This window comes from Stenotrophomonas beteli (genome assembly GCF_001431665.1).
Classification (GTDB): Bacteria; Pseudomonadota; Gammaproteobacteria; order Xanthomonadales; family Xanthomonadaceae; genus Stenotrophomonas; species Stenotrophomonas beteli.
In genome coordinates this window covers 1-19,328 of sequence record NZ_LLXV01000044.1, presented here as the reverse complement: position 1 = coordinate 19,328, position 19,328 = coordinate 1, and the positions used below count along the sequence as shown (strand labels likewise).

The following is a 19,328-nucleotide window of genomic DNA, read 5'->3' as shown; positions in this document are numbered from 1 at the left end:
CGGCGCGCCGGCCCTGGGGAGTAGGTGATGGACGTTGCCGCGCAAGTGGTGGAATTCTGGAAGGAGGCGGGCCCTGCGAAGTGGTTCGCCCGTGACGACGCGTTCGACGCGCAGTTCCGCCAGTTGTTTCTGGATGAGCATTTCGCTGCGGCCGCGCGCGCGCGCGAGCACTGGCTGGGCAGTGCCGAGGGCGCGCTCGCGTTGATGCTGCTGCTGGACCAGTTCCCGCGCAACTGCTTCCGCGGGACCGCCCATTCCTACGCCACCGACGGCCTGGCGCGGCACTACGCCATGCGCGCGATCGAGGAAGGGCTGGACCTGCAGCTGGTTCCGAAGCTGCGGGCTTTCATCTATCTGCCCTTCGAGCATTCCGAAGATCCGCTGGATCAGGACCGTTCGGTGGCGATGTTCGACGTGCTCGGTGACAAGGAGTACCTGCAGTACGCCGAACTGCACCGCGACATCATCCGCCGCTTCGGCCGTTTCCCGCACCGCAACGCGGTGCTCGGTCGTTTCCCCACGGCCGAAGAGCTGGACTACCTGGCCGAAGGCGGTTTTGCAGGGTAAGAAAAAGGGGACGGAGGGGATTAAGTCGTTCATGCCACAAACGACTTAATCCCCTCCGTCCCCTTTTTTAGGGGGCAGATCGCCTTTCCGCAGGAAAGGGCTCTGACCCCGGGCCTTCAATCAGTACTTCGGCACGCCGTTGTCGACGTCTTCCGACCAGGCGTTGATGCCGCCGGTGACGTTGAACACCTTGGTGAAGCCCAGGGCGCGGAACTGCTCGGCAGCCTGCGCGCTGCGGCCACCGTGGTGGCACATGAAGGCCAGTGCGGTGTCCTTGGGCAGGGCTTCCAGCGCGGCACGGCCGTTGCCGTCGAAGGTCTTGAACGGCACGCCCACGGCAGCGATCTCGCGCTCGTCGGCCGGGCGCACGTCGACCAGGGTGATGTTGCCGGCACGCACCAGGTCATCGGCATCACGCACGCTGATTTCCTGCACCGGCTTGGGCGCATTCGGGTTGTCGATGGCCAGGCCCTTGCCGCGGATGTCGTCCACCCAGTCGATGGTGATGCCGTTGGCGCGGCGCGCGCTGGCCAGGTCGAACTGCACGCGCAGGCCATTGGACTCTGCGGCGATCGCGCCTTCATCGTGCGGGGCCAGCTGGAAGTTCGGCTGGAAGCGCGCGTCGATGGTCAGCTGCAGCGCAGCGCCCGGGGCATCGGCCAGCGCGCCCTTGAGCATTTCCACGGCGGCCGGGGTGACGGTGATGCTCGGCGGGGTGCGGTCCGGCGCGGCCAGGCCCAGCACGCTGCTCAGCTCGCCGCTGGCGGCCATCTGCAGCACGATGTCGCTGCCGCCGACCAGTTCGCCGTCGATGTACAGCTGCGGGATGGTCGGCCAGTCGCCGTAGGCCTTGATGCCTTCACGGATTTCCTGGTCGGCCAGCACGTTGACGTGGGCGAACTCGACGCCCAGATCCTGCAGGGCACCCACGGCCTTGGCCGAGAAACCACACTGCGGCATCGACGGCTGGCCCTTCATGAACAGCACGACGCGGTTGGCGTTGAGGATGGATTCGATGCGCGAACGCAGGGCGGGATCGAGGGACATGGACGTCGGGGTTCCGGGAATTCGAATCCGCAATTCTACCCCCCATGGCATCATGGGGGATGAGCAACGCAGGAACATTGCATCGCATCCCGGCCCGCCCCTGGCGCTGGCTGCCCTGGCTGCTGGTGTCGCAGCTGGCCGTGATCCTGATCTGGGTGCTGGCCGGGTGGCACTGGGGCCTGCCCGTGATGGTGGCCAGCCACGCGCTGTTCATGGTGCCGGTGTTCCTGCCCAACAGCCGCTTCTACGCGCCGGTGCTGAGCCGGTTGGCGGAGCCCGGCGACCGTGTCTGGCTGACCATCGATGATGGCCCCGGCCCGGAAACCCGCGCGGTGCTCGACCTGCTGGACCGCCACCAGGCGCGTGCCACCTTCTTCCTGGTGGGCGAGCGCGCGCTGGCGCAGCCGGAACTGGTGCGCGAGATCCTGCGCCGTGGGCACGATCTCGGCAATCACAGCTTCAGCCATCCGCAGGCCCGGTTCTGGCGACTGGGCCCGTTTGCCATGCGCGCCGAAATCGAAGGCTGCCAGCACGCGCTGCAGGCGGTCGGGGGACAGCCGGTGCGCTGGTACCGTTCGGTGGTGGGCATGACCAACCCGTTCGTGGCGCCGGTACTGAAGGCGCTGGGGCTGGTGCGCGTGGGCTGGAGTGCCCGCGGCTACGACGGCGTCGGCTGCACGCCGGAGGGCGTGCTGGCACGGCTGCTGCCCGACCTGCGTCCGGGCGCCATCGTGCTGCTGCATGAAGGCGCCGCCCATGGCCACAACCTGGTGATCATCGAGCGCGTGCTGCAGGCGCTGGACGAGCGGGGGTTGAAAGCGCGGCTGCCGATCCCGTAGCGCCCGGTCCGGGCCGCGTGAAGCAGCCGAGCGTGGGCGCGGCCCTACAAGGCGAGGGCGCCCTCCTGTAGCGCCCGAACCCACGCTCGGGCGGCGGCGCGCACGTCAGCGGCGTTCGGCCACCAGCAACCAGCTGTTGAACGGCGTGCGCCCATGCAGGGGGCGCGGCGCCGTCACCTTCAAGCCGGCCTCGGCCAGTGTCGCCTGCAGCACCTGCGGGTCGGGGTAGTGGCGCGGTCGCGTACCCATCCAGCCGACCAGCCAGGCCAGCCGGTCCGCCACCCGCGTGGTGCGGTCTCGGCCATCGCCGGTGGCCAGTGGTGTACGCAGCAGCAGGCGGCCGCCGGGTGCCACCCGCGTGCTGGCCGCGTGCAGCAGTGCCTGTTGCGGGCCTGCGTCCAGGTACTGCAGTACGTCCAGCAGCAGAACGTGCCCGGCCTGCGCAGGCAGCGGCGCCTGCACGTCCAGGCAGTCGAAATGCACATCGGGCAGGCCGGTGGCAGCACGTTGCGCGCGGGCGATCTTGCCGGCGTCCACGTCCACGCCGAGGTAGCGCCGGGTGCCACCGCGCTGCCGCAGCACATGGGCCAGCAGCCCCAGCCCACAGCCCAGGTCGAGTACCGGCTGTCCGTCCTCCGGCAGCTGCTGCAGGATGCCGTCGTACAGCGGATCGCTGCCGAGCTTGCCACGGGTGTAGTAATAGTCGCGGTGGTTGCCCCAGGCCCGCGCCGGGCGGAAGGCCTCGGCAATCAAGCGGGCCTGGAGTGCCGTCAGGGGCGTGCAGGGCAGGGGCGTGCCATTCCGTGGCGTGCCGTCCATCGCCTCAGTCCGTTCCGCCGAGCAGGTGCGCGGCAACCGGCAGCGCGCGCGCACTCCACAACGCGTACATCCGCGCCGAGGGATGCAGCCCGTCTTCGGCGATCATTGTCGGCGCGTCGCCCTGCGCGCGGCTGATGCCGGTGATGTCGACGAAGGCCACACCGTGCCGGGTACTGATCACCTCGGCGGCGGCATTGAACTCGTCGGTTTCGATCTCGATCGCGGCCAGGTCGCGGCCACTGCCGGCGCCGAACGGGGTCGCGCCCCAGTCGGGGAAGGACAGCACCAGCACGCGTCCGGGACGGCCACCGGCGAAGCCGATCGCCCGCTGCAGCAGCGCTTCAAACTGCTCGCGGTACTCGTCCAGCGGGCGGCCACGGTACTGGTTGTTGACCCCGATCAACAGGCTGACGAAATCGAAGGGGCCCTGCGGCGCGGCCGCATCGATGCCGGCACCGAGTTCGTCGGTGGTCCAGCCGGTGGTGGCGATGGTCTGCGGGTCGGCCAGGTCCAGGCCCTGCGCACGCAGCGCGGCGGCCAGCTGGTGCGGCCATCGGCCTTGAACCGCAACCGCTTCACCGATGGTGTACGAGTCGCCCAGCGCCAGGTAGGACAACGCCACGGCTCAGGCCACCGAGCGGCGCGGCTTCATCGGCACGACCTTGGTCGCGTCCTCGGCACGGCGCGCCAGCTCGCGGTCGATGCGGGCGAACACGTCACGCATCACCGCGGCTTCCGGCAGCAGGGTCACGCGGAAATGGTGGCGGTAGGGCACGTTGAAGCTGGATCCCGGAACCACCAGCACCCCTTCGTTGTTCATCAGGTCCAGCGCGAAGGTGTGGTCGTCGAAGCCCTTGGCGGCGGCGCCGACCACGGCCGGGAATGCGTACAGCGCGCCGGCGGGCGCGACCAGCGACAGGTGTTCGCTGGCTTCGCACGCTTCGATCACCGCGCGGCGGGTTTCATACAGGCGGCCACCGGGGGCGCACAGCTCGGAGATGGTGTCCGGACCATTCACCGCCGCCTCGATGGCGTACTGCCCCGGCACGTTGGCGCACAGGCGCAGCGCACCGAGCAGGTCCAGCGCGGCGCGGAAGTCGCCCAGGCGCGCGTCGTCGCCGCTGAGGTGGGCCCAGCCCACGCGCCAGCCGCAGGCACGATGCACCTTGCTCAAGCCGCTGAAGGTCAGGCATGGGTGGTCGCCGGCCAGCGGCGCGACCGGCTGGAACACCGCATCGTCGTACAGGATCTGGTCGTAGATTTCGTCAACCAGCAACAGCAGGTTGTGGCGGCGCGCGATCTCCACCACGCGTTCCAGCAGCTCACGCGGGTAGCTGGCGCCGCTGGGGTTGTTCGGGTTGATCAGCACGATGGCGCGCGTGCGCGAGGAAACCAGTGTCTCGATCTCGCTCGGGTCCGGCTGGAAGCCATTCTCCGGTGCGCAGCGGTAGTACACCGGACGGCCATCGTTGAGGATGGTCGAGGCCGACCACAACGGGTAGTCCGGCGAAGGCACCAGCACTTCGTCACCCGGGTTGAGCAGTGCGCGCAGCGACAGGTCGATCAGTTCGCTGACGCCGTTGCCGACGAACACGCGGTCCGGGTGCGCATCGGGTGCGCCGCGACGGGCGTAGTACGCGGCGATCGCTTCGCGTGCCACCGGCAGGCCCTGCTGGTGGGTGTACGGGTCGGTGCGGCCCATGTCGTCGGCGATCGCACGCTGCAGATGCTCCGGTGCACGGAAACCGAAGTTGCCCGGGTTGCCGATATTGAGCTTGATCAGCCTGCGGCCCTGCGCCTCCAGCTCCCGGGCTCGCCGGGCCAGTTCTCCGCGGATTTCGTAGCGCACTTCGGAAAGGCGCTCGCGGATGGCCAGGGGCTTGGGCGAGGAGGTGGACATGGGGAATGGGCCGTCAAAAGGCATGGGGCTTCCATCCTACCGGAATTGCTGCAATGCATGGCAAGGCCCCAGGGCCTGCCGTTGTTGGGCTGGCAGGGCGTCGGCACGGGTAGAATGGCGGTGATGACCCAGACCCCCGATTTCACCGCCCTGCAGACCATCGGCTGGCCCTGGCCGGGCCCGGCACAGCAGGCCGACTGGCAGGCCGCGATGGCCGCCCATCCGCAGGCCCGCCCGGCGCGGGTGATCGAGCAGCACCGTACCCACTATGTGGTGGCCGATGGCCCTGACGCATCGATCAAGGCCGAGTCGCTGCCGGAATGGCAGCGCCCGCGCTTCCCCAGCCATGAACGGCCGGCGGTGGGTGACTGGGTGCTGCTGGACGGCATCCGCATTGTCGCCCTGCTGCCGCGCCGCACCGCGATCAAGCGTGGTGCGGCCGGCGAGCATTACCACCAGCAGGTGATCGCGGCCAACATCGATACGGTGTTCATCGTCTGTGGCCTGGATGCGGACTTCAATCCGAGGCGCATCGAGCGCTACCTGCTGCTGGTCGGCGGTGGTGGTGCCGAACCGGTGGTGGTGCTGACCAAGGCCGACCAGACCGAATACAGCGAAGACGCGTTGGCGGTGCTGGAAGAGCTGGAGATGCAGGGCATCGCGCTGCACGCGATCAACGGCCTGGATGCTGACAGTGTGGCCGTGCTGCAACCGTGGCTGGGCCCGGGCCGCACCGTGGTGCTGGTGGGCTCGTCCGGTGCTGGCAAATCCACGCTGACCAACACCCTGCTCGGCGAGCAGCGGATGAAGACCAATGCGGTGCGCGCCAACGATTCGCGCGGACGCCACACCACCACCCATCGCGCGTTGATGCCGCTGCCGACCGGCGCCTGCCTGATCGACACGCCGGGCATGCGCGAGCTGAAGCCGACCGGCGAAGAAACGCTGTCTGAAGGCGGTTTCGCCGATATCGAAGCGCTGGCGGCACAGTGCCGCTTCAACGACTGCAAGCACCAGCAGGAGCCGGGCTGCGCGGTGCGAGCGGCGATCGATGCCGGCGAGATCGAAGAGAGCCGCCTGCTGAACTACTTCAAGCTGAAGGAAGAAGTGGCCGCCGCTGCCGCCAAGCTGGCCGTGCGCCAGGCCGAGACCGCGCAGGAGCGTGGCGGCAGGAAGGGCAAGGGCCAGCAGTTCCGCCCCGCCGCCAAGCCGCGTCGGCGCTGACAGTGCAGCCGAGCGTGGGCTCGGCTCTACAACGGTTGCATCCCGGGACACCTTGTAGCGCCCGAGCCAATGCTCGGGCGGCGGCGCACTGCGCCGGATACGGCAGGGCGCTATAGTCCGCGCATGGAACCGACCGCGACGCTGGACCGTGACGTGGCCCACCATGCAGCGCTCGACGCGCGCCTGGTCGAGGCCGTGGGAGGCATCCGCCTGCTGGGCCTGACCAGTTGGCCGGCGACGGTGCAGGCACCGTTCCTGGACAGCGTGGCGCGCGGCCAGCCAGTGCTGCCGAAAGTGGATTACCCGCGGCTGGACTTCAGCGAAGAGCGCCGCGCGCTGGCCGCGATCGCTGCCGACTGCGAGGACAGCCACCCGCTGGGCCACTATGTGCGGCAATCGGCCCAGAGCTGGGACCTGGCCGCTCAGCTGCTGGAAGGGCTGGGCACTGCCGCCGTCGATACCTGTTCGGTGCAGCTGTTCGGTGCCCCTGAGCAGCCGCTGCCGGGCAATGGCCCGAGCACGCGCGAGGCCGCGCGCCACTTCATCCAGATTGCCGCCGAACTGGATCACGAACTGCTGGCACCGGAAGAGCAGGTGCCGGTCTCGGCCATTGCCCTGCAACTGCAGTTGCAGAACGACCTGGATGCCTTCTTTGAATCGCGCATCATCCAGGTGCAGCTGGATCCGGAACTGGTGTCCAAGGCCGCCGCCGGCCCGACCCGTATCCGCCTGCGCACCAGTGCGCGCTTCAGCGCCTACGACCGCGCGCAGTTGTTCCACCACGAAGCGCTGGTGCATTCGCTGACTGCATTGAACGGCCGCGAGCAGCCGGTGCTGCCGAGCCTGGCATTGTCCTCGCCACGGGTGACGGCAACCCAGGAAGGGCTGGCCACGTTCGCCGAGCAGATTACCGGCAGCATCGACATCGAGCGCCTCAAGCGCATCAGCCTGCGTACCGAAGCGATTGCCATGGCACGCGAAGGCGCCGATTTCATCGAGGTGTTCCGCTACTTCTGCGATGCAGGACAGAACGCCGAGGAGAGCTTCGCTTCGGCACAGCGCGTGTTCCGTGGGGTACCGCCCAGCGGCGGCCTGGCGTTCACCAAGGACACGGTATACCTGCGCGGCCTGGTGTCGGTGCATACCTTCTTCCGCCACATGCTGGCCGAGGATCGCCTGCAGGTCTGCCGCTGGTTGTTCGCCGGCAAGATGAGCCTGACCGATGCGATCGCATTCGCGCCGCTGTTCGAGGCGGGGGTGCTGAAGCCGCCGCGCTGGCTGCCGCACTGGATGAGTCGGGCGAATGGCCTGGCGGGCATGCTGGCGTTCTCGCTGTTTGCCAACCGGATACGGATGGACCAGCTGGCGCCGGAATGAAATGCGTTGGCGGATCCTCCTGCGCCTGCCTGCTATCGGCTGGGAGGAGGCGGGGCACCCTGGTCAGGACACGCAAAAGCCCCTCCATGGTGCTCGATGGCGCCATCCATGGCGCCAACGGTCCTGACCAGGGTGCCCCGCCTCCTCCAGACAACTTCCTGCGGGCGCGGCAGCAGGTCCACCAGAGGGATTGCGTTTGAAAAGCTTGAAAAGCAAAGCGCCGGGCAATGCCCGGCTCTTTGCTTTTGCTCTTGCTTTCCATTGCCTCCGCGCCGGCGCTGGGAATTGTCGAGCGCGGGTAGGCAGGCCCATGCAGGACCGTTGGCGCCATGAATGGCGCCATCGAGCCCCCAAGGACGGGTTTACGGCGTGTCCTGCATGGGCCTGCCTACCTGCGCCATGCAGGAACACTCAATGCGCCGCAGCGCCCGCTTCTGACTTAGAACTCCGCCGCCACCGTCATGAACAGCTGCCGCGGTGCGCTCGCATGGATCGCATAACGCGTGCCCTTCGGATCGGTCGGTGCGAACGAGCTCAGCTGGCCGGCATAGCGCTTGTTGGTCAGGTTGGTCGCGTTCAACGACACTCGCACGTTGCGCAGGCCCAGGCCCGGGCCGAAGTCGTAGCCGGCGCCAGCGTCGAAGGTGGTCACGCCCGGCACCGACTGGTCGTTGGTGTAGGTGTAGTAGCGCTTGCCGGTGTACTTGGCACGCAGGCTGGCGAAGAAGCCGTCGCGGTTCCAGCTGATTTCACTGGACGCCATGCGCTGCGGCGTATCCACAGTGATCTTGCCGGCCACCGGCACGATCGCGCCGCCCGAGGTGTAGTCATCCTCGTAGGTGGTCTTGTTCCAGGACAGCGCGTTGTACCACTGCAGGCCGTCGATCGGCTTGAGGATGAAGGTCAGCTCGGCACCGTGGCTCTTCACCGAACCGACGTTGATGAAGCGCGTCACGCACTCCGGGCGCGTGCCCACTTCGATGCTCGAACACGGGTTCAGCGACAGCAGGCGGTTGTCGAACTTCACGTTGTAGGCGGCGATCGACGCCTGGTACGTCTCACCGAAGGTGCGGAAGCCGGCTTCCAGGCTCTTCGACTTCTCCGGCTCCAGGCCGGCGCTTGCCGCGAACGATTCCGGCGACACCTGCAGCGGGCCGCCGCTGCCACCACCGACGAACGCGGCGATGTTCTCGGCGTACGAGGCGAACAGCTCGTTGTTGGCGTTGAGCTTGAAGCCCAGGCCGAGCTGCGGCAGCACCGATTCCTTGGCGGTCAGCGTGCCCGATGCGATGCTGGTTTCCACGCCCGGCTTGGCAGTGGCGCGCATGCGGGTATTCGGGCTCTTGATGCCCACGTCCACGGTCAGGCGCTGATCGAGGAAGCGCATGCGGTCCTGCACGTAGAACTGGCGCGTGCGGATGTCGAAGTCCTGGTTGAACAGCAGGCGGTCCGGGTTCTTCAGGTACAGGTCGTCCAGGAACGGGCCGCTGATGTAGTAGAAGTTGCGCGACACGTTATGGTCGTTCTGCTCGTACCACAGGCCGGCTTCCAGCTCGTGGATGCCCACCGTCCACGACAGCGCGGCGGTCAGGCCATCGCGGTTGATCGTGTAGTTGGTGCTGCGGATCGAGATCGGCAGCATCTTGTCGGTGCCCGGGTAGGACGGCTGGCCCGGTGCCCACCAGTGGCCCTGGCCACGGTTGTCGTGGTGGTAGGCCAGCAGCTTCAGGCGGCCCTGCTCGCCCAGGCGCAGGTCGGCATCGACCGAATAGAGATTGTCGTCGCGCAATGCGCGGCTCTGGTAGTAGGCATCGTCGATGCTGTTGACGCCGCCGCTGAACTTGCAGCGTGCCTTGTTGTAGGTGCCCGGCGCGCAGTACGCGGCGGCCACGGCGCGGTCCCAGTCCGGTGCGTAGATGTTCCAGTCATAGCCCAGGCCACGGGCCAGCATGTCCTTGGACAGGTAGGCGTAGTTGGCCTGGCTGGCGCGCGAGGTGGCCACGAACGCACCGAAGCGGTGGTCGCCGACGTTCCACACCGCCTTGGCGTTGAACTGGCGGGTGGTCTGGTTCTGGTAGGGCGCGGCCCACATGTCCTGGTCCTGGTGCACGCCGGACACGTAGGCCGAGAAGCCGTTGAGGTCGCCGGTGTCCACGCGCAGGTAGCCGCGGCGCTGGTTGTTGTCGCCCACGGTGACGCTGGCGCGGCCGCCGAACTCGGTGGACGGGTCCATCGAGAAGTACTGGATGGTGCCGCCCAGGTTGCTGGTCGAGGCCACGCCCAGCGAACCGATGCCCTGCGACAGTTCGGCGCCGGCCAGATTCTCGGCGATGATCGCGCGGGCGATGCTCAGGCCGTTGTAGTTGCCGTAGCTGTTGTCGCCCAGCGGGATGCCGTCCAGCGTATAGCCGAGGCGGCTCTTGTCGAAGCCGCGCAGGCTGATGGTCTGCGATTCCTCGTTGGCACCGAAGGCATCGTTGGACTGTACCGACACGCCCGGCAGGCGGTCGAGAATCTTCTGGCCACTGGTGCCCGGCGGCAGCACCTGCTTGTCCACGGCAGTGATGCGCTGCACCTGGCGGGTCTCGCCCTGGCCGATCACGGAGACGGTATCCAGCGTCTGCGCGCTCAGCGCGGCATCGGTGCTGGTGCCGGTATCGGCGGTGGTGGCGGCATGGGCGCTGGCGGCGGCGGAGAGCGCGATCGCCACGGCGATCGTCAGGTGTCGGGTCTGCATGGTGGTCCGTTGCATGGGGGGTGATCACCGGCACGCGTGCGCGGTGCAGGGCCACTATGCGAACGGAACATGAAACCTTCTTTACGAAAAACCAACGAACGATGCAGGGCAGTGGTGCGTGTCCTGCAACATGTTCGTCATGGTGGTAGGCCGGCGGGAATCAGAAGCGCTCCCCAGGCCAGCTCAATTTGAGCTGGTCCATGCAGTCACGGTCATGTTCGGAGAATGAAAACCCGATCTGGATGCCGTTCACTACTGTGCCGAACACCGTCGACTCGTCCAGGCTATGCCCTGACGGCACGGAAAGGACATTGAAGTCGGGGTAGCGACGACCCATCTGCTTTCGCGAGATGCAGGCGCCGCTCAGCCGCAGCGTAATGCCTTTGATGATTCGCCCCGACGCGTCGGTGTAGATCTGGCCAGAGGGCCCCTTGATCCTCCCAGCGACCATGAATGGCGCCAGATCGATGGTGGCGCTGTCGCCCCGGCCCCTTCTTGCTTCCGAACGCGAGCCGGCCGGAGCCAGGGGTGACAGCTGCGCGACAAGGTCAGAGCGTGACAGCTGCAAGGACCAGCGCTCCACGAGCCGCCAGGTTGCATCCGCCTCTTCCGCAGTGGCAGCGGACGTGGCTGCTGTTGCAGAACCGGCAACCAACAGGCTCAGGATCAGAAGAAGTTCAGGGACGGGCTGCGATCGCTTCATCGTAGATTCTTCCGTAGAAGTCGTTGTAGTTCTCGCCGGTGGTTGAAGTTACGTTGTTGTCGCAGAACAGCTTACCTACCTGCCGGTCCAGGTCTTCACCGCCGGCATCGGCCTGTGCGATGAGGCCAGGACCGTTGGACGCAGCTACGCCGATGTCGTAGTACCTCAGGCTGGTCACCAGAAGCTCACCGCGCGCGGTGAGGTTGTTGAGTACCGCTTTCCCCTCCATGGTGCAGAAGTGCTGGATGAACGCACCTCGGGTGCTCAAGGCGATACCTTCGAAATTCAGTGCGTGTCCCACTTCATGGGCAATGGCTGCGATCCGGAAGTAATAGCCTGCAATGTCGAAGGAATCGCAGTCGAAGGACTGGATGTAGATCCGGATGGGATCGCGATTGGTATAGGACGCGGGAGCCCAGCGGGGGCTCCGCGCGGGTCGGTGTCGCCAGCAGCGTAGTGGCGACCACGAGAAGCGCAGTCAGCAATGCACGCATGCCAACCTCCTTGATCCGCGATTCCAGCCGTTCATCCATCGGGCTCGGCGAGCGCTGGCAGGTATAGCACCGGTTCTGCCGATGTATCGGGAAGTGCATCTCAGAAATGCAGAAACAAAAAGGGGCCGGATCACCTTCACAACTGAAGGTGATCCGGCCCCGCGCACTCCGTGGGGGAGGCGGTCCACGCGTTGCGTGGAGACGGGCTCAACCCATGTACAGACCACCATTGACGGCGTAGTCGGCGCCGGTCACATACGAGGCTTCATCCGACGCCAGCCACGCGCACAGGCCGGCCACTTCCTCGGGGCGGCCCAGGCGGCGAACCGGCACCGAGGCAGCCAGCCGGTCCAGCACATCCGGCGGGAAGCTGCTGATCGCCTGGCTGGCGATGTAGCCCGGCGACAGCGTGTTGACAGTGACCCCGCGCGACGCAACTTCGGCGGCCAGTGCGCGGCTGAAACCGTGCATCGCGGCCTTGGCGGTGGCGTAGTTGACCTGGCCGATCTGGCCCTTGTGGGCGCTGACCGAGCCGATGTTGATGATGCGTCCCCAGCCGCGCGTGGCCATGCCGTCCACCACCTGCTTGGTGAGGTTGAACAGCGCGTTGAGGTTGGAGGCGATCACCGCGTTCCAGTCTTCCACGGTCATCTGCCGGAACAGCAGGTCGCGGCTGCCGCCGGAGTTGTTGACCAGCACGTCCACTTCGCCGACTTCGGCGCGGACCTTGGCGAACGCCGCGCTGGTCGAGGCCCAGTCGGTGGCATTGCCTTCGGAGGCGATGAAGTCGAAACCCTGTTCGCGCTGCTCGCGCAGCCAGTTGGCCTTGCGCGGTGAATTCGGCGCGCAGCCGGCGACCACGGTGTGGCCGCTGCGGGCCAGGCTCTGGCAGATGGCAGTGCCGACACTGCCCATTCCACTGGTGACGTAAGCGATTCGAAGCGTCATTGCAGAAGGCTCCTTGGCAAAGGGTCAGGCGGCGAGGGGATACAGGCCGAACAGCAGGCTGCCGATCATCAGCAGCATCGAGATGGCGATGGCCCACTTCAGGGTGAACTTCTGGTGATCGGCGAACTCAACCTTGGCCAGGCCCACCAGCAGGTAGGTGGAGGGCACCAGCGGGCTGAGCAGGTGCACCGGCTGGCCGGCCAGCGAGGCGCGCGCCATTTCCACCGGGGTGATGCCGTAGTTGCTGGCGGCCTCGGACAGGATCGGCAGCACGCCGAAGTAGAACGCGTCGTTGGACATGAAGAAGGTGAACGGCATCGACGCCACCGCCGTGATCACCGCCAGGTACGGGCCCCACGATTCCGGAATGATGGCCAGGAAGCTGTGCGACATCGCTTCGACCATGCCGGTGTTGTTGAGGATGCCGGTGAAAATGCCTGCGGCGAAGATCAGCGACACCACCGACAGCACGTTGCCGGCGTGGTTGACCACGCGGCGGCGCTGCTCGGCCAGGTTCGGGTAGTTGATCACCAGGGCGATGGCGAAGCCGACCATGAACAGCACCGGCATTGGCAGCACGCCGATGATCAGCGCGGTCATCAGCGCTACGGTCAGCGCCAGGTTCACCCACAGCAGCTTCGGCCGCTTGATGTCTTCGGCGTCCTCCACCGACGGCAGCGCGTTGTTGTCATCGGACACGCTGTTGTCCATCCAGCTGCCCCCCTGCGGCAGGGTCACCACGCCCAGGCGGCGGCGTTCCTTCAGGCCCAGGTACCAGGCCAGCAGCAGCACGCCGGCACAGGCGATCACCATCGACGGGATGAGCGGCACGAACACATCGGCCGGGTCCACGTGCAGCGCGGTGGCCGCGCGTGCGGTCGGGCCGCCCCACGGGGTCAGGTTCATCACGCCGCCGGCCAGGATGGTCACGCAGGTCATGTTCAACGCGTTCATGCCGAGGCGCTGGTACAGCGGCAGCATCGCCGAGACGGTGATCATGTAGGTGGTCGAGCCATCGCCGTCGAGCGAGATCAGCATCGCCAGCACCGCCGTGCCGAGCACGATCTTCATCGGGTCGCCCTTGACGAAGCGCAGGATCACCCGCACCAGCGGATCGAACAGGCCGGCATCGATCATCACGCCGAAGTAGAGGATGGCGAACATCAGCATCACGCCGGTGGGCGCGATCTTCTTGATCCCCTCCAGCATCATCTCGTCGATGCCGGCGCCGAAGCCGCCGATCAGCGCGAACAGGATGGGGATGGTGATCAGGGCGACAAGCGGCGACAGGCGCTTGCTCATGATCAAGTACATGAACGTAATGACCATGCCAAAGCCGAGGATGCTCAGCATCATCTGCGGACTCCTTGCGAAAACAGGACGTGGGGGAGTGGAAGGGGCCCGGGCGGCATGCCCGGGAATCCGGGCTTAGAAGTCGTACTGCAGGCGGCCGGTGACCGCGCGCGTGCGGTCCACCGTCACCCCGGCCAGGCGGTCGCGGTTTCGGCTCTCAATCACGTTGAGCATGAAGCGCAGGTTGTCACGCAGGTACCAGTTGCCGCCCAGCGTCCATGCTTCGGTGCTGCCGCGGCGCAGGTCGGGTGCACCGTCGAGGTGCTGTGCGCCCCACATCTGGTCATAGCGCAGCGCCACTTCGAAGGCGTCGGCCTTGTGGCGGATGTCCTTGACCCGCGCGAAGCGGCCGGTCTTGCGGTCGTAGGCGCGGCTTTCGCCGGTCACGAACCAGCTCAGCATGCCGTAGGCCGCCATCACATCGCCGCGCTGCGCACCATCATCGAAGGTGGCGCCGCTGAACTCGCCCTGCCACGACAGCGGGCCGCGTACCTGCGCGTATTCCAGCGACCACTTGTTGACGTCGGTATCGCGGCCGGCGGAGAAGTCGACCAGGGTCAGGCGGCTGTTGTCGGACAGATGGCCCGCCGGGCGCGGGCGGATCTTCAGGCCCGGAACGCCGTTCGCGCCCGGGTTGTCATAGGCCTCGCGGGCCAGCGACAGGCCCAGGTGCAGCACGTCGCCGTCGCTGGGTGAGGGCGCCCAGGTGACGCGGCCACCGGCGGCGCGGCCCTTCACCTGCCAGGCATCGATGCTTTCCAGGCTGTAGACGCTGGCCGCCCAGGTGAAGTCACCGGGGTTGGCCTGCCACGACGCGCCCAGTCGGTACAGCGGTGCCAGCGTGGTGCCGGCGTTGCCGCGCTCCAGGAGGCTGCCGTAGTTGGAGCTGGTGCGGTCATCCAGCGAGAAGTACTGCTTGAACTGGCCCACGGTCAGCTTGCCGGCCTTGCCGAAGCTGCGCGCCAGGTACACGTCCTTGGCTTCGACGCGGTCACCGGAGAAATCGGCTTCCAGCTTGTAGTCGACCACGAAGAACTTGCCGGACACGTCGACCCAGGCCCGACGGACCTCGGTGTCGTCCTTGTTCGGGGTGCCGCGGTTGTCGTTGTCGAAGGTGGCGAAGTCCAGGTGCAGGCGGCCACCGAGCGTGGCGGTGACCGGACGGTCGTCTTCGGCAGCGAAGGCCGGCGCCGACAGGGCCGCCAGCGCCATCATGACGGCAGGACGCCGCCAGGCAAACGTGAATTCCACAAACCCTCCCAGGTGCGCGCCAGGCGCGCGGCAATCGTGGGCACCGGACGGTGCGCGGCCGCAGTCTGGGTTGCCGTAGCTGTCATCGTCCTGTCAGCGGTTTGTGCGGTGCAGCGTAAATGGTCGCCTGTCCACGCCCGGCGGGCAGGCCCGGCGCCATGCGGTAGCATTCGCTTCCCCTCCCACCGTCGTGCCCATGCGCCTGCTGCTGGTCGAAGACAACCCGGATCTGGCCGATGCGATCATCCGTCGCATGCGTCGCAGTGGCCATGCGGTGGACTGGCAGGCCGACGGCCTGGCCGCCGCCAGCGTGCTGCGTTACCAGAGCTTCGACCTGGTGGTGCTGGATATCGGCCTGCCCAAGCTCGATGGCCTGCGCGTGCTGGCCGGCATGCGCGAGCGCGGTGACAGCACGCCGGTGCTGATGCTGACCGCGCGTGACGGCATTGAAGATCGTGTGCAGGCGCTGGATGTGGGCGCCGACGACTACCTGGGCAAGCCGTTCGACTTCCGCGAATTCGAAGCGCGCTGCCGCGTGCTGCTGCGGCGTGCGCGGGGCCAGGCCAGCGAAGTGGTGCAGATCGGCGGTTTCCAGTTCGACAACGCCGCGCACCGGGTCAGCCTCGACGGCGAGCCGATCGAGCTGCCCAACCGCGAGTACCGCCTGCTGGAGATCCTGGTCGGTCGCCTTGGCCAGGTGGTGGGCAAGGACGAGATCGGCAACGGCCTGTTCGGCTTTGACGACGAGGCCGGCCCGAATGCCATCGAACTGTATGTCGGTCGCCTGCGCAGGAAGCTGGCCGGCGCTCCACTGCGCATCACCACCGTACGCGGCGTGGGCTATCTGCTCGAGGCCAGTGACGGCAGCGGCGACGCCGATGGTTGATGCACGTGCCGCGAATGCCGCACCAGGCTCGCTGCGGCGCACGCTGCTGCTGTATCTCGGTGCGTTGCTGGCGGTGTTCGCGGTGGCCCTGCTGTTCGCCGCGCGCGACTATGGCCAGCGTGCCGCCAACCGTTCCTACGACCATCTGCTGGTGTCCTCGGCATTGTCCATCGCCGATTCGGTGGCCCTGGTCGATGGCCAATGGCAGGTCGATCTGCCCTACGCGGCGCTGGACCTTCTGGCGATGGCGCCGGAAGACCGCGTGTTCTATCGGGTGGCCGACAGCCGCGGAAGCCTGATCACCGGCTATGGCGACCTGCCCGTGCCGTCGCGCCGGCCCGGCACGCAGCCTCAGCTGTTCGACGCCCCCTACAGTGGCGAGACCGTGCGCTTCGTGGTGGTCGGCCGCAGCTTCGCCGCTGCCTCGGCCCAGGGCGAGGTGCAGGTGCAGGTGGGCCAGACCCGGCGTGCGCGCGAAGCGGTGGCGCAGGACATGGTCAACCGTGCCTTGCTGTCGATCGGCGTGCTGTCCGGCCTGCTGCTGGCACTGGTAGCCTTCGGCGTGCACCGCGCGTTCCGCCCGCTGGTGCGGGTCGAGCGTGAGCTGTCGCGGCGCGAGCCCTCTGACCTGAAGCCGCTGGACGCGCGCGTACCGCGTGAAATGGACCAGATGGTGGCGGCGTTGAACCGCTTCATGGAGCGGCTGTCCAGCAGCAACGAGACACTCCGCGCGTTCATGGCCGAGGCCGCCCACCAGATGCGTACGCCGCTGGCGGCCCTGCGCGCGCAGGCACAGCTGGCGCTGGATGACGACGACCCGGAGGACATGCGGCGCAGCCTGCAGGCGATCGAGCGCAATGCCACCCACATGAGCCGGCTGTTGAACCAGCTGCTCAGCGATGCCAGCGTGATCCATCGCTCGCATCTGCAGCGCTTTGCGGCGGTGGACCTGGCCGAAACCGTGCACCAGGCCCTGCACGAAGCGCTGCCGCAGGCTGGCCCGGCACCGCGCGTGCAGCTGGCGATGACCGCCGAGCCGGTGCAGGTGCAGGGTGATGCGCTGCTGCTGCGCGAGGCCATCAAGAATCTGGTCGACAACGCACTGAAGTACGGTGGTGATGGCCCATTGCAGATCGCGCTGACCGTCGAGGGCGAGCAGGCGGTGCTGACCATTGCCGACCACGGTGCCGGTATCGCCGCTGCCGATGCCGGGCGCGTGTTCGAACGCTTCGCCCGTGGCGAGGGAGCGCCCTCTGGCGGCGCCGGCCTGGGCCTGGCCATCGTCAAGCGCGTGGTCGACAGCCATGGCGGCCGCATCGACCTCAGCAACCGCCCGCAGGGTGGCCTGGTCGCCACCGTCCGCCTGCCCCGGAGCAGTTCATGACCCGCCTGTTCGCTGCTGCCGTCGCCCTGCTGCTGGCCCTGCCGGTGCTGGCCGCGCCCGGCGAGGTGCGGCGTTTTCCGGCGCAGGGAAAGGCTGCTGCGCAGCTGCGCATCCATGGCACCACCGACATCGAAGTGTTCGCGGTGGTCATCGCCGACTACCAGCGCCTGCACCCGGGCACCGAGGTGGTGTACGAGGACATCATCACCCAGGACCTGTACGCGCGGTACCTGCACGACCGCGCCGGGCCGGCATCGCCGGACCTGCTGATTTCCAGCGGCATGGACCTGCAGACCAAGCTGGTCAATGACGGCCACGCATTGCCGCACCGCTCGGCACAGACCGCTGCGCTGCCGGCCTGGGCGCAGTGGCGCAACGAGGCGTTCGGCATCAGCTACGAGCCGGTGGTGATGGTCTACAACACCCGTGTACTGCCGGCGGCGAAGGTGCCGCACACGCGCCGCCAGCTGCTGGACCAGCTGCGTGCCGAAGGTGCACCGCTGCGCGGCAGGGTCGGCACCTATGACATCGAGCGCAGCAGTGTCGGCTACCTGCTGTCGACCCAGGACGCGCAGCGCGGCAGCATCGCCGGCGCGTTGCTGGGGGCGCTTGGCGACAATGACGTGGTGCGCGAAGAGCGCACCGGCGTGCTGCTGGACAAGGTGGCCAGCGGCCAGCTGTCGCTGGTCTACAACGTGCTCGGTTCCTATGCGCAGGCACGTGTCGATGCTGGCGCGCCACTGGCCATTGTCGAGCCCGAGGACTACACGTTGGTGGTGCTGCGCACCGCGGTGATTCCGCGCACTGGCCCGCACCCGGAGGAAGCGCGTCGCTTCCTCGACTACCTGCTGTCGCCACGCGGCCAGCAGGTGCTGTCACGCGAGGCGCGGCTGATGCCGATCGTGACCGGCAATGCGCGTGCCGACGACGCCCCGGGCCGCAGCCGTCGCCCGATCCAGCTCGGGCCCGGCCTGCTGGTGTATCTGGATGCGCTCAAGCGCCGCCAGTTCCTCGACGCCTGGCGCAGCAGCGTCGAGCCGGCAGGGCGCTGAGGCTTGGCCTGCCCGTACAATGGCGGCATGAGCGAATACACCATCCTGATCGCCGACGACCATCCGCTGCTGCGCTCGGCGGTGGTGCAGTCATTGCGGCAGAGCCTGCCGCTGGCGCAGGTGCGCGAGGTCGCCAGCGCCGAGGCATTGGCCGAAGCACTCGACGCGCACCCGGATGTGGACCTGGTGCTGCTCGACCTGACCATGCCCGGCGCACACGGTTTTTCTGCACTGCTGCACGTGCGTGGCTCGCATCCCGACATCCCGGTGGTGATCCTCTCCTCCAACGACCACCCCCGTGTGATCCGCCGCGCGCAGCAGTTCGGCGCCGCCGGTTTCATCCCGAAGTCGGCGCCGGCCGAGACCATCGGCGAGGCCGTGCAGGCGGTACTCGACGGCGGCCTGTGGTTCCCGGCGATGGCCGCCGAGCGCTCGGAGGCCGATGCGTTGCTGGCCAGCCGCCTGGCCCAGCTGACCCCGCAGCAGTTCCGCGTACTGCTGTGCCTGGCCGATGGCCTGCTCAACAAGCAGATTGCCTATACGCTGGGATTGGCCGAGAACACGGTGAAGGTGCATGTCACCGCGATCCTGAAGAAGCTCGAATGCCATAGCCGCACGCAGGCGGCGGTGCTGGTGAAGGCGCTGGAGCCCGAGGGCGACGCCGGCAGCGGGTTGTAGTTTCCAGCCAACGGCGCAGCCCCTCGTGGGTGGACACGTAGAGCAGTTCATGGGTGAGGCCGGGCAGGT

General features: G+C 67.5%; 18 protein-coding genes. 8 read left to right on the top strand and 10 right to left on the bottom strand.

Translation table 11 applies throughout. The annotated features are described in order from the left end of the window. The first annotated feature begins 27 nt into the window (after positions 1 to 27). On the top strand, positions 28 to 567 hold the full coding sequence (locus tag ARC23_RS11640; protein WP_057497360.1) for a DUF924 family protein: 540 nt from the start codon (positions 28 to 30) through the stop codon (positions 565 to 567). A 120-nt stretch (positions 568 to 687) separates the two neighbouring features. Here the strand turns inward: ARC23_RS11640 and grxD are convergent, their stop codons facing one another. Next, positions 688 to 1,614 carry a Grx4 family monothiol glutaredoxin gene (grxD, locus tag ARC23_RS11635; RefSeq protein ID WP_057497359.1) on the bottom strand — a complete coding sequence of 309 codons (927 nt, stop codon included), beginning with the start codon at positions 1,612 to 1,614 and terminating at the stop codon, positions 688 to 690. Between the two features lie 59 nt (positions 1,615 to 1,673). Here grxD and ARC23_RS11630 point away from each other — a divergent pair, with 59 nt between their 5' ends. Continuing rightward, positions 1,674 to 2,453, top strand: coding sequence for a polysaccharide deacetylase family protein (locus ARC23_RS11630; RefSeq protein WP_057497358.1), 780 nt, complete (start codon positions 1,674 to 1,676; stop codon positions 2,451 to 2,453). Positions 2,454 to 2,558: 105 nt separating this feature from the next. On the opposite strand, the gene ARC23_RS11625 is transcribed toward ARC23_RS11630, so the two are convergent. Genes ARC23_RS11625 through ARC23_RS11615 form a run of 3 tightly spaced genes read right to left on the bottom strand, consistent with a single transcriptional unit; the run spans position 2,559 to position 5,172 of the window. Then, positions 2,559 to 3,272 (bottom strand): class I SAM-dependent methyltransferase, encoded by a 714-nt coding sequence (locus ARC23_RS11625; protein ID WP_057497357.1) that lies wholly within the window; start codon positions 3,270 to 3,272, stop codon positions 2,559 to 2,561. A 4-nt stretch (positions 3,273 to 3,276) separates the two neighbouring features. After that, positions 3,277 to 3,894, bottom strand: a complete 618-nt coding sequence (locus tag ARC23_RS11620; protein WP_057497356.1) for an SGNH/GDSL hydrolase family protein — start codon at positions 3,892 to 3,894, stop codon at positions 3,277 to 3,279. A 3-nt stretch (positions 3,895 to 3,897) separates the two neighbouring features. Next, positions 3,898 to 5,172, bottom strand: a complete 1,275-nt coding sequence (locus ARC23_RS11615) for a pyridoxal phosphate-dependent aminotransferase (RefSeq protein ID WP_057497355.1) — start codon at positions 5,170 to 5,172, stop codon at positions 3,898 to 3,900. Between the two features lie 114 nt (positions 5,173 to 5,286). On the opposite strand from ARC23_RS11615, the gene rsgA reads away from it, so the two are divergent. Then, a complete protein-coding gene (gene rsgA, locus ARC23_RS11610) occupies positions 5,287 to 6,396 on the top strand; it encodes a ribosome small subunit-dependent GTPase A (RefSeq protein WP_057497354.1) in 1,110 nt (369 codons plus the stop codon). A gap of 123 nt (positions 6,397 to 6,519) precedes the next feature. Next, positions 6,520 to 7,773: a flavohemoglobin expression-modulating QEGLA motif protein gene (locus ARC23_RS11605; protein ID WP_057497353.1), complete on the top strand. Its 1,254-nt coding sequence runs from the start codon at positions 6,520 to 6,522 to the stop codon at positions 7,771 to 7,773. A gap of 439 nt (positions 7,774 to 8,212) precedes the next feature. On the opposite strand, the gene ARC23_RS11600 is transcribed toward ARC23_RS11605, so the two are convergent. The 6 genes from ARC23_RS11600 to ARC23_RS11575 all read right to left on the bottom strand — a co-directional run bounded on the left by ARC23_RS11600 (position 8,213) and on the right by ARC23_RS11575 (position 15,223). Then, positions 8,213 to 10,510, bottom strand: coding sequence for a TonB-dependent receptor (locus ARC23_RS11600; protein ID WP_057497352.1), 2,298 nt, complete (start codon positions 10,508 to 10,510; stop codon positions 8,213 to 8,215). Between the two features lie 160 nt (positions 10,511 to 10,670). Next, the gene (locus ARC23_RS11595; protein WP_057497351.1) at positions 10,671 to 11,213 is read right to left on the bottom strand and encodes a hypothetical protein; all 543 of its coding nucleotides are present in this window, start codon (positions 11,211 to 11,213) and stop codon (positions 10,671 to 10,673) included. Further along, a complete protein-coding gene (locus ARC23_RS11590) occupies positions 11,188 to 11,481 on the bottom strand; it encodes a hypothetical protein (protein ID WP_238985236.1) in 294 nt (97 codons plus the stop codon). The genes ARC23_RS11595 and ARC23_RS11590 overlap by 26 nt, the downstream gene beginning before the upstream one ends. 433 nt (positions 11,482 to 11,914) lie before the next feature. Next, on the bottom strand, positions 11,915 to 12,655 hold the full coding sequence (gene phbB, locus ARC23_RS11585) for an acetoacetyl-CoA reductase (protein ID WP_005414435.1): 741 nt from the start codon (positions 12,653 to 12,655) through the stop codon (positions 11,915 to 11,917). 24 nt (positions 12,656 to 12,679) lie between these two features. Beyond that, on the bottom strand, positions 12,680 to 14,008 hold the full coding sequence (locus ARC23_RS11580; protein ID WP_057497399.1) for a CitMHS family transporter: 1,329 nt from the start codon (positions 14,006 to 14,008) through the stop codon (positions 12,680 to 12,682). A gap of 75 nt (positions 14,009 to 14,083) precedes the next feature. After that, positions 14,084 to 15,223: an OprO/OprP family phosphate-selective porin gene (locus ARC23_RS11575; protein WP_057497349.1), complete on the bottom strand. Its 1,140-nt coding sequence runs from the start codon at positions 15,221 to 15,223 to the stop codon at positions 14,084 to 14,086. A gap of 232 nt (positions 15,224 to 15,455) precedes the next feature. Here ARC23_RS11575 and ARC23_RS11570 point away from each other — a divergent pair, with 232 nt between their 5' ends. From ARC23_RS11570 to ARC23_RS11555, 4 genes are read left to right on the top strand one after another with little or no spacing between them, the layout of a single operon-like run. After that, complete coding sequence (locus ARC23_RS11570) at positions 15,456 to 16,145, top strand: response regulator transcription factor (RefSeq protein ID WP_057497348.1); 690 nt, start codon at positions 15,456 to 15,458, stop codon at positions 16,143 to 16,145. Next, complete coding sequence (locus ARC23_RS11565; protein WP_057497347.1) at positions 16,138 to 17,529, top strand: sensor histidine kinase; 1,392 nt, start codon at positions 16,138 to 16,140, stop codon at positions 17,527 to 17,529. Before ARC23_RS11570 ends, ARC23_RS11565 begins: the two co-directional genes overlap by 8 nt. Next, on the top strand, positions 17,526 to 18,581 hold the full coding sequence (locus ARC23_RS11560; protein WP_057497346.1) for an ABC transporter substrate-binding protein: 1,056 nt from the start codon (positions 17,526 to 17,528) through the stop codon (positions 18,579 to 18,581). The genes ARC23_RS11565 and ARC23_RS11560 overlap by 4 nt, the downstream gene beginning before the upstream one ends. A gap of 27 nt (positions 18,582 to 18,608) precedes the next feature. After that, complete coding sequence (locus tag ARC23_RS11555) at positions 18,609 to 19,259, top strand: response regulator (RefSeq protein WP_057497398.1); 651 nt, start codon at positions 18,609 to 18,611, stop codon at positions 19,257 to 19,259. Positions 19,260 to 19,328 lie beyond the last annotated feature (69 nt).

What these genes read in the sequence shown, in the direction of transcription:
- ARC23_RS11575 (WP_057497349.1), bottom strand. Translation starts at nt 15,223, where the DNA reads ATGATGGCGCTGGCGGCCCTGTCGGCGCCGGCCTTCGCTGCCGAAGAC.
- rsgA (WP_057497354.1), top strand. Translation starts at nt 5,287, where the DNA reads ATGGCGGTGATGACCCAGACCCCCGATTTCACCGCCCTGCAGACCATC.
- ARC23_RS11615 (WP_057497355.1), bottom strand. Translation starts at nt 5,172, where the DNA reads ATGTCCACCTCCTCGCCCAAGCCCCTGGCCATCCGCGAGCGCCTTTCC.
- ARC23_RS11605 (WP_057497353.1), top strand. Translation starts at nt 6,520, where the DNA reads ATGGAACCGACCGCGACGCTGGACCGTGACGTGGCCCACCATGCAGCG.
- ARC23_RS11565 (WP_057497347.1), top strand. Translation starts at nt 16,138, where the DNA reads ATGGTTGATGCACGTGCCGCGAATGCCGCACCAGGCTCGCTGCGGCGC.
- ARC23_RS11640 (WP_057497360.1), top strand. Translation starts at nt 28, where the DNA reads ATGGACGTTGCCGCGCAAGTGGTGGAATTCTGGAAGGAGGCGGGCCCT.
- ARC23_RS11625 (WP_057497357.1), bottom strand. Translation starts at nt 3,272, where the DNA reads ATGGACGGCACGCCACGGAATGGCACGCCCCTGCCCTGCACGCCCCTG.
- ARC23_RS11570 (WP_057497348.1), top strand. Translation starts at nt 15,456, where the DNA reads ATGCGCCTGCTGCTGGTCGAAGACAACCCGGATCTGGCCGATGCGATC.
- ARC23_RS11630 (WP_057497358.1), top strand. Translation starts at nt 1,674, where the DNA reads ATGAGCAACGCAGGAACATTGCATCGCATCCCGGCCCGCCCCTGGCGC.
- grxD (WP_057497359.1), bottom strand. Translation starts at nt 1,614, where the DNA reads ATGTCCCTCGATCCCGCCCTGCGTTCGCGCATCGAATCCATCCTCAAC.
- ARC23_RS11555 (WP_057497398.1), top strand. Translation starts at nt 18,609, where the DNA reads ATGAGCGAATACACCATCCTGATCGCCGACGACCATCCGCTGCTGCGC.
- ARC23_RS11560 (WP_057497346.1), top strand. Translation starts at nt 17,526, where the DNA reads ATGACCCGCCTGTTCGCTGCTGCCGTCGCCCTGCTGCTGGCCCTGCCG.
- ARC23_RS11595 (WP_057497351.1), bottom strand. Translation starts at nt 11,213, where the DNA reads ATGAAGCGATCGCAGCCCGTCCCTGAACTTCTTCTGATCCTGAGCCTG.
- phbB (WP_005414435.1), bottom strand. Translation starts at nt 12,655, where the DNA reads ATGACGCTTCGAATCGCTTACGTCACCAGTGGAATGGGCAGTGTCGGC.
- ARC23_RS11580 (WP_057497399.1), bottom strand. Translation starts at nt 14,008, where the DNA reads ATGCTGAGCATCCTCGGCTTTGGCATGGTCATTACGTTCATGTACTTG.
- ARC23_RS11600 (WP_057497352.1), bottom strand. Translation starts at nt 10,510, where the DNA reads ATGCAGACCCGACACCTGACGATCGCCGTGGCGATCGCGCTCTCCGCC.